The organism is Chryseobacterium sp. SIMBA_029, from assembly GCF_046535275.1.
In the GTDB taxonomy this organism is placed as follows: domain Bacteria; phylum Bacteroidota; class Bacteroidia; order Flavobacteriales; family Weeksellaceae; genus Chryseobacterium.
On sequence record NZ_JAWRXA010000023.1, the window covers coordinates 1 to 10280 of the forward strand.

Below are 10280 nucleotides of genomic sequence, written 5' to 3' on the forward strand. Positions count from 1 at the left end.
AATCTGGCTGTTATCTGGCAGGAAGTACTGGGAATAGATCAAGTGGGAGTTACCGATAATTTCTTTGAGCTTGGGGGGCATAGCTTAATGGTTGCTCAGATTATCAACAGAATCAACCAAAATCTATCAATGCAGGTAAGTTTTAAAGACTTTTTTACTTATCCTACAATTAAAGATATTGCAAAAATCCTTATAGGAAAAGACTATACCCCAATACCAAAAGCCCCAGAAGAAGAGGATTACCCGTTAACTCCATCCCAACAAAGACTTTGGGTCTTGAGCCAGTTAGAAGGTAGCTCAGAGGCTTATAATATGCCGGCAGTAGTTAGATTAAAAGGTGAACTTAATGAGGAGTATTTTGAAAAATCTTTCAGGACATTAATAGATAGACATGAAATTATCCGAACATCATTTAGGTCAGATAAAGCTACAGGAGAAATCCGTCAGTATATAACTCCAAAGGATGAAATAAACTTCAAAATAGAATTATTAGATTTTACGGATAAAAATAATTTGGAGATAGAAGACTATCTACAAGCCGCTAGTAGCGAATCCTTTAATTTAGAACAATCACCATTAATAAGAATTTCTTTACTAAATATATCAGATAATGAAAATCTATTTTTTCTCTCAATGCATCACATTATTGGAGACGGATGGTCAACAGAGTTATTGGTGTCAGAAATAGTTGATAACTACAACAAGCTTCTTAAGGACGAAGATAGTAAAGATAATGAGATGCAAGAAGAAGCTCCATTATCCATCCAGTATAAAGACTATACGATATGGCGGCAGGAAGAAAACAAGGGTGAAAAGCATCAAAATGCAGAATCTTATTGGTTAGATCAATTTGAAGGAGAACTACCTGTGTTGGAGCTGCCAAGTTATAAGCCACGTCCTTTGATACAGACTTACAACGGAGACAATATCAGTCAATTGTTTTCAATAGAATTTACAGAAAAGCTTAAGAAGTATTCGGAGAAACACGGCGCAACACTATTCATGACTTTAATGTCAGGTGTTAACGCATTACTCTACCGATATACAGGCCAACAGGATATTATTGTGGGTACACCGATAGCAGGAAGAGAACATCCTGATTTGGAAAACCAGATAGGGCTTTACCTTAATACACTTGCTATAAGAACAAGACTAGAAGAAGATAATAATACCTTTAACTCTATACTCAATAAGGAGAAAAATATACTCTTATCAGCTTATGAACATCAAATGTACCCATTTGACGAGTTGGTAGGCAAGCTGAATTTGAAAAGAGACACGAGCCGTTCTGCATTATTTGACGTATTAGTTGTATTTCAAAACCAGAATCAATTACGTTTAGGTAATACTGAAAAAGATATAGTAGGTTTACAGGTAGAGAGATATGATTACCAAAGGAAGACATCTCAGTTTGATGTAAGCTATACTTTTACAGAGTTAGATGATCAATTAGGACTTAGCATAGAATATAATACAGATATTTATGACGAGTTCCTGATCAAAAGAATGTTTGTTCATTTTGAAAACCTTTTAACGAAAGCTATAGAACACACAGATGAAACAATTGAAGATATAGACTTCCTTACCGAAGAAGAGCACTATGAACTTATCCATAAATTTAATAATGCAAAGGTTGAGTCTTCGAACGATAAAACGATAGTCCAGTTGTTTGAGGAGCAGGTAGATAGAACCCCTGATCATGTAGCGGTAGTCTTTAAAGATGTTCAGCTAACTTATCAAGAACTTAATGAGCGAGCGAATCAGTTAGGTGATTATCTGAGAAAGAATTATAATACTCAATCCGATGAGTTGGTAGGAATCAAGCTTGAGAGAAGTGAAGAGATGATTGTTGGTATATTGGGCATATTGAAATCCGGAGCCGCCTATGTGCCAATAGATCCGGATTATCCACAAGAAAGGATAGACTATATTGAAGATGATACTAAGTTAAAGTTGATTATTGATGAATACTTTTTAGAGATTTTCAAGAAGAATATACAAAAAGAACAAGTAAAATATACTCAAGAGAATCTTCCTGTCATTAGCCAGCCAGATAGTCTGGCCTATGTTATTTATACCTCTGGTTCTACAGGTAAGCCCAAAGGTGTGATGATAGAAAATAGAAATGTTGTCAGTATTTACAAATGTTGGAGGAAAGAGTATGAGCTTGAAAAAATAGATATAAATTTACTTCAATTAGCCAGTATTTCATTTGATGTTTTCGTAGGTGATTTATGTAGATCTATTTTGAACGGAGGAAAGATGGTAATATGTCCTAATAATATCAAATTGGATGTCCAATCTTTATACCAATTGTTGAAGAATAATCAAATTTCAATATTGGAAGGTACCCCCTCTCTATTATTAAGTTTATGTGATGAAGTTATTGCTAATAAATTAGACATTTCATTTTTGAAAATCTTTATTTTCGGTTCAGATAGTTTTAATAATCAAGATTATTTACGTATAAAGAATAAATTTGGTAAGTCTATCAAAGTTATTAATAGTTATGGCGTAACTGAAGCTACTATAGACTCTACGTTTTTTGATGATAGTTTACTGGATTTTAACGGGACAACTCCTATAGGTAAACCTTTTTCAAATTCTAAAATTTATATTGGGAATAATCAACAATTATATGCTTCCGGAGTATATGGAAATCTTTATATAAGCGGAGCTGGTTTATCTCGAGGCTATTTGAATAAACCTGATTTAACTGCGGAGAAGTTTATAGACAATCCATTTGAGGAAGGAACAAAGATGTATGACACCGGAGACTTAGCAAGGTGGCTGCCTGATGGGAATATAGAATTTTTAGGAAGAAAAGATTTTCAGGTAAAGATCCGAGGCTACCGTATAGAACTAGGAGAAATAGAAACGAATATTTCTCGATTTAGCTCTGATATAAGACAAGTAGTTGCTGATGCTACAGAAGTTAATGGAGAAAAGGTGCTTGCAGTTTACTACACAAAAGATATTGAAGGAGCTATAGATAAGAATGAACTCCGAAAATATTTGCAGAATAATTTACCTGACTATATGATCCCAGGGTTATTTGTAGAATTGGAATCTATCCCGTTAACTCCAAACGGTAAAGTCGACCGTAGGGCATTACCAGATATTACAGACGAAGATTTAATAAGAAGAGAATATATAGCTCCGAGAAATGAAATAGAGCAAAAGCTTGTACACATATGGCAGGAAGTATTAGGAATAGAACAGATCGGAATCACCGATAATTTCTTTGAGTTAGGAGGTCATAGTTTAATGATGGCTAAGATTATTAATAGTGCAATGAAAAATCTGAATAAAGAAATTTCATTCAAAATATTTTATAAAAATCCTACAATTAAAGAACTGACTGAAGGATTATTAGATAACAAATATGTAACTATTCCCAAAGCATTAGAAGCTATTTCATATCCATTAACGTCTGCGCAAAAAAGATTATGGATATTGAGCCAACTTGAAAACAGTTCAATAGCTTATAATATGCCAGGAGCTGTTAGATTGACAGGAGAAATAAACAAAAATAAGCTAGAGGAATCTTTCAGATTACTGATTAAACGTCATGAAATACTGAGAACTTATTTTAAAGCTGATGACGAAGGAGATGTTTTCCAATATATTGTACCTGCAGAACAAATACATTTTAAAATTGATGAAGAGGATTATAGTTCAATAGAGGATCAAGAAAGTGCTGTAATTAATTATTTACAAATAACGAACAAAAAAATATTTGATTTAGAGCAAGCAACATTAATAAGAGCTTCTTTAATCAAGGTAGCTAAATCAGAATATATATATTTCTTATCCTTACACCACATTATAGGAGATGGGTGGTCAATGGAGTTATTAATATCTGAAATAATAAAGATCTATAATACTCTCATGCTAGGAGAAGAAATAGATTTGTATGAACATCAAATTCAATATAAAGATTATGCTGTCTGGCAGAATAAAGAATTACAACAGCAAAAATTTAAAACATCAGAAAAATATTGGATAAAACAATTTGAAGGAGAGATACCAGTCTTAAATCTGCCAAGTTTTAAAATACGTCCATTGATACAGACCTATAATGGGAATAGTCTTATTCATCAATTTCCTAAAGAGTTTTTGAAGAAATTGAAAGCCTTTTCAAAAGAACATGATGTTACTCTGTTTATGACGTTAATGGCTGGGATAAATGTTCTATTGTACAGATATACAGGACAAAACGATATTATTCTTGGAACGCCAATTGCGGGAAGACAACATCCAGATTTAGAAAATCAGTTAGGTCTATTTCTAAATACACTCGCAATTAGAACCTGTTTGGACGAAAAACATAGTTTTTCAGATATAGTACTGAAACAAAAAGAGATTTTATCAAATGCATATCAGTATCAGGATTATCCATTTGATGAGTTGGTGACCAAGCTTAATTTAAAAAAAGACACGAGTCGTTCTGCATTGTTTGATGTAATGGTGGTTTTACAAAATCAGAAACAATTAGAAAACAATAAACAAGAATTATCTGCACTTAAGGTAAGTGAATACGGTTTTTCAAGAATGATTTCTCAATCAGATATCCGATTTTCTTTTACTGAAAAAGAAGGTCTGGAATTAATGATTGATTATAATACAGATATTTATGATATTTATTTAATAGAGAGAATGTTTACTCACTTCAGAAATTTGATGGAAAGACTGATAGAGGAAACAGGTAAAAATATTGGAGAAATAAAATATCTGACGGAAGCGGAGGAAAGCCAATTGATAAATAAATTTAATACTACAAATGTTGAATATCCTGGAAATAAAACCATTGTAGAATTGTTTGAAGATCAGGTATCTAGAACACCTGATCATGTAGCTGTTATTTTTGAGGAAGTAAGGCTAACCTATATAGAATTAAATGAAAAAGCAAATCAGTTAGCTTATTATTTAAGAGAGAATTATTCTATTGTACCGGACGATTTCGTTGGCATAAAACTTAGGAGAAGTGAGGCTGTAATTGTTGCTATTTTAGGGATATTAAAATCTGGAGCAGCATATGTACCAATTGATACTGGCTATCCAGAGGAAAGAATAGCTTACATAGAAAAAGATACTGACTGTAAAGTTGTTCTTGATGAAGACGAATTTATGCTTTTTAATTTACAAAGATTTAGATATAGTGAGGAAAATTTAGAAATCATCAATGTATCCTCAGATCTTGCATATGTAATTTACACATCAGGTTCTACAGGGGTTCCTAAAGGAGTTATGGTAGAGCATCGCAGCGTTATTAGACTAGTTAAACCTTGTTCTTTTTTCCCATTAAATGATAGTAGTATTTTATTAAGTACAGGTTCCATATCTTTTGATGCAACCATTATAGAGTTTTTTGGAACTTTACTAAATGGAGCCAAACTAGTTCTAGCCAGTCAGGACAATTTACTTGATTTATCAAAGTTAGAACATATTGTTAAAAAATATGAGGTGAATTGTCTTTGGATGACAGCATCATGGTTCAATAGTGTAGTTGAAAATAAAATTAATTTCTTTGAAAATATCACTCAATTAATTGTTGGGGGAGACGTAGTATCTCCTATTTATACTCACAAAGTATTTAAAAGCAATCCACATATTAAAATAGTAAATGGATATGGACCTACGGAGAATACTACATTCTCGACGACTTTTGATATTCATGATGAAAAATGTATTACTATCCCAATAGGTAAACCTATTCCAAACAGTTTGGCTTATATATTAGATGAATCCATGTACCCTGTTCCAATTGGTGTAACTGGGAAATTATATGTTTCAGGAGATGGTGTGGCAAGAGGATATCTGAATAATCCTGAGTTAACAACTGAAAAATTTCTTGCCAATCCTTTCGAAGAAGGTAGAATGTATGATACAGGAGATCTATGCCGATGGCTTCCGGATGGTAATATAGAATTTTTGGGCAGAAAAGACCTGCAGGTTAAGATCCGGGGCTACAGGATAGAATTGGGAGAAATAGAGAATAGTATTTTAAGCTATGGAGAAGATCTAAAACATGTTGTAGTGGAGGCCAAGGAAGTGAATGGTGAAAAAGTCCTGATTGCTTATTTGGTATCTTCTTCAGAAATCAATAAAACAGAATTAAAACTGTTTTTGCAGGAGAAATTACCTGATTATATGATCCCTGGTTTTTTTGTAGAATTGGAAACAATGCCACTAACTTCCAATGGTAAAATTGACCGTATGGCATTACCAGGAGTTAGCGACGAAGATCAAATCAGAAAGGAATATGTTGCTCCAAGAAATGAAACTGAAGAGAAACTTGTAGTGATTTGGCAGGAAGTACTTGGAATTGAAAAAATTGGGATTACAGATAATTTTTTTGAACTAGGTGGCGATTCAATTCGTTCAATTCGCCTTTTAAGCAGAACCAATAATTTATTAGAGGCTAATTATAAATTATCGGACATCTATGAATTACCATCTATTAGTGGGTTAATATCAATAAGATTAGACCGAATGGAAGGGGAAATTTCTCAGGCAATAAAACAAGAAATAGAAGAAAGGTTTGCTAGTCTGTCTAAAGAACTAAATTCTGAAGACATTACTATGATTTATCCAATAAGTGATATTGAACTAGGAATGCTATATACATCAGTTTTGGATAGTGGAAGAGGGATTTATCATGATCAATTCTTATATCCTATTCCAATGCTTGATTTTGATCTGTCAGTTTTTACTCAAGCAATCCAGTTACTGGTAGATAAACATGAAATACTTCGTACAGCATTTAATTTTGAGAATTACAGTGTTCCCGTACACCTGGTTTATAAGTCGATTCCGATTACATTGAAAATTGAAGATATTGCTGCGTACGATAAATCAGTTCAGGAAACGTTAATTAAGGAGTTTATGCTGCAAGAGCGTACGGAGAATTCTTTTTCACTATCTATTCCGGGTCTCTGGCGAATGAAAATTTATGAGCTGGCTCCAAGGCAGAGGTATTTATTGTTTCAGTTTCACCATGCTATTTTAGATGGTTGGAGTGTAGCTTCTTTAATAACAGAGCTTAATAATACCTACCTGATTTTGTTAGAAAGCCCTGAATTAAAGCTAAAAAAATTATCGTCAAGCTATAAAGATTATGTTTTTAACCAAAATTGTATAAAAAGAACAGAGAATCAATATAAGTATTGGGAAAACAAGTTGCACAATTATATAAGATTAGACATTTTTGGTGAAGAGGTTATTTCCAGACGCTATCAATATATACTTGAAGGAAAGTTTTATAACTCTGTACAAGAATTTATTGCAGAATATGGATTTAGTATGAAGGTATTGAACTTTTCAGCTTATCTGTATGCTCTTCAAATGTTAGCTTATAATAATGATATTACAGTAGGAATTGTTACAAACGGCAGACCTTTATCAGAAGATGGGGATAAAGTATTAGGATGTTTCTTAAATACTATTCCTTACCGTTTAAAAGGAAAAAATGGAAGTATTTTAGAATTTGTAAAAGAAATAGACCAATCCATAAATATTCAGAAAAAATTTGAAGGAGTAAGTTTATTAGAATTGCATACCCGTTTTTCGAACGATAGTAAAGGAGAAAATCCATTCTTTGATACTTTTTTCAATTATATAGATTTCCATATTTATAATGAACTTAATTTTCAAGAAGAGCATGGTGAGAAAGAATCACAGTTTTTAAACGCTAATTTTGAATCGACTAATACATTCTTAGATCTATCTGTAAACCCTATAGCAAATGGAGTGGAAATTTCATGGCATTTACAAAGAGAGCTAAAGAACGGGTTTACAATAGAGCAGCTTCAGGGATATTACTTTAGTTTTCTGGAATTACTTATCACTAGTCCTGATAGTATTTTAGATAATCAATTAATTTTACCTTTTGAAGAGCGTGATAAACTTCTCCACCAATTTAATGATACTGCTTTAGAATACTCGAATGATAAGACAATAATTGAGTTATTTGAGGATCAGGTAGAAAGGAGCCCGGATAATATAGCGGTAGTCTTTAAAGATGTACAGCTAACTTATCAAGAACTTAATGAACAGGCGAATCAATTAGGTAGTTATCTGAGGAAGAATTATAACACTCAACCTGATGATCTAGTAGGAATCAAGCTGGAGAGGAGTGAGAAGATGCTTGTTGTTATATTAGGGATTTTAAAGTCCGGGGCAGCCTATGTTCCAATCGATCTTAATTATCCGCAGGAACGCATAGCCTATATTGAAAACGATAGTAAAGCAAAGATTACTATTGATGCATCTTTTTTGGAAACTTTCCAGGAAGAAGTGTTCCAGGATTCGGAAATATATAGTAAATATAACCTTCCTGTTATAAGCAAACAGGATCATCTTTCGTATGTGATCTATACTTCGGGAACCACAGGTCAGCCCAAAGGAGTAATGATAGAAAACAGAAGTGCTGTCGATTTAATTCACTGGGCACAGAACGAGTTTGATATTTCTAAATTCAATATTACCTATGCGGCGACGTCTTATTGTTTCGATTTATCAGTCTATGAAATGTTCTATACGCTTTCTGTAGGCAAAACATTACGAATAATAGAGAATGGGCTTGAAATTAAAAACTATATCAGTAAGGAAGATAAAATCCTAATAAATACGGTACCCTCAGTAGTTAATAAATTGTTAGAAGAAGGAGTATCTTTTAGTACTGTTGGTATATTAAATATGGCAGGAGAATCTATTCCTATAGAAACAATTCATAGGTTGGGTGTTAAAGAGCTGGATGTTTATAATTTATACGGACCTTCTGAAGATACAACGTATAGTACATATTACAAGATAGAAGATAAGGAGTATAGTAATACGATTCCTATCGGCCGTCCTATATCTAATACTCGGGTCTATATTCTGGATGAGGATAAAAATATTGTACCGATAGGATCAATAGGAAGTCTTTATTTATCCGGCACAGGCTTATCTCGTGGCTATTTGAACAAACCTGATTTAACTTTGGAGAAGTTTATAGACAATCCATTTGAGAAAGGTAGTAAGATGTATGATACCGGAGATTTAGCAAGATGGTTACCTGATGGGAATATAGAATTCTTAGGAAGGAAAGATTTCCAGGTGAAGATCCGAGGATATAGAATAGAATTGGGGGAAATAGAGAATGCTATTTTATGCTATTCAGCTGAACTAAAGAATGTTATAGTAGATGTTAAAGAAGTCAATGGCGAAAAAGTACTCGCGGCTTACTATACTAAGGATATCGATACGGAAAGAAATAAGATTGAACTTCGAGAATATTTACAGCATAAGTTGCCAGAATATATGGTACCAGGCTTCTTTGTAGAGCTGGATAAGCTTCCGTTAACACCCAATGGTAAAGTTGACCGTAAGGCATTACCTGGAGTAACGGGTGAAGATTTAATCAGAAGAGAATATGTTGCTCCAAGAAATGAAATTGAAGAAAAACTTGTAGAAATCTGGCAGGAAGTATTGGGAGTAGATAAAATAGGAATTACCGATAATTTCTTTGAGCTTGGGGGGCATAGTTTGATGTTTGCTCAGATTCTTAACAGAACCTATCAAAGCTTATCTGCATCAATAAGCTTTAAAGACTTCTTTGCTTATCCTACTATTAAAGGTATTACAAAAAACCTTAAGGAAAAGAATTACAATCCAATATTAAAAGCAAAGCAACAAGAAAATTATCCATTAACATCATCTCAACAGAGACTTTGGATACTGAGCCAATTAGAAGTTAGCTCACAAGCATATAATATGCCAACAGTGGTTACTTTAAAAGGTAAACTTAATGAAGAGTATTTTGAAAAATCATTTAGAACATTAATAAATAGACATGAGATCATCAGAACCTCATTTAAGTCCGATGAAATAACAGGAGAAATTCGACAATATATTACTCCAAAAGAAATCGTTAATTTCAAAATAGAAGTTTTAGATTTTGAAGATAAAAACCAGTCAGATATAGAAAGCTATTTAAAGGCTGCTAACAGCAAAGTTTTTAACTTAGAAGAATCGCCACTAATAAGAGCTTCATTATTAAAAAGGTCAGAGAGCGAAAACCTATTCTTCTTATCAATGCATCACATCATTGGAGACGGATGGTCAACTCAAATATTGGTGTCAGAAGTAGTGAAGACATATAATGAATATTTTAATGAAGATATTGCGAAAGATGAAATATTAGAGAAACCATTATCTATCCAATACAAGGATTATACAGTATGGTTGGAAGATGAGCTTGGCGGAGAGAGATATGAAAAAGCAGAATCATATTG

Annotated in this window: 1 protein-coding gene; it reads left to right on the forward strand. The window is 33.0% G+C overall.

What is annotated here, in order from left to right:
• The coding region (locus tag SB679_RS22985; protein WP_410704622.1) for an amino acid adenylation domain-containing protein at window positions 1-10280 on the forward strand (10280 nt) is incomplete at both ends.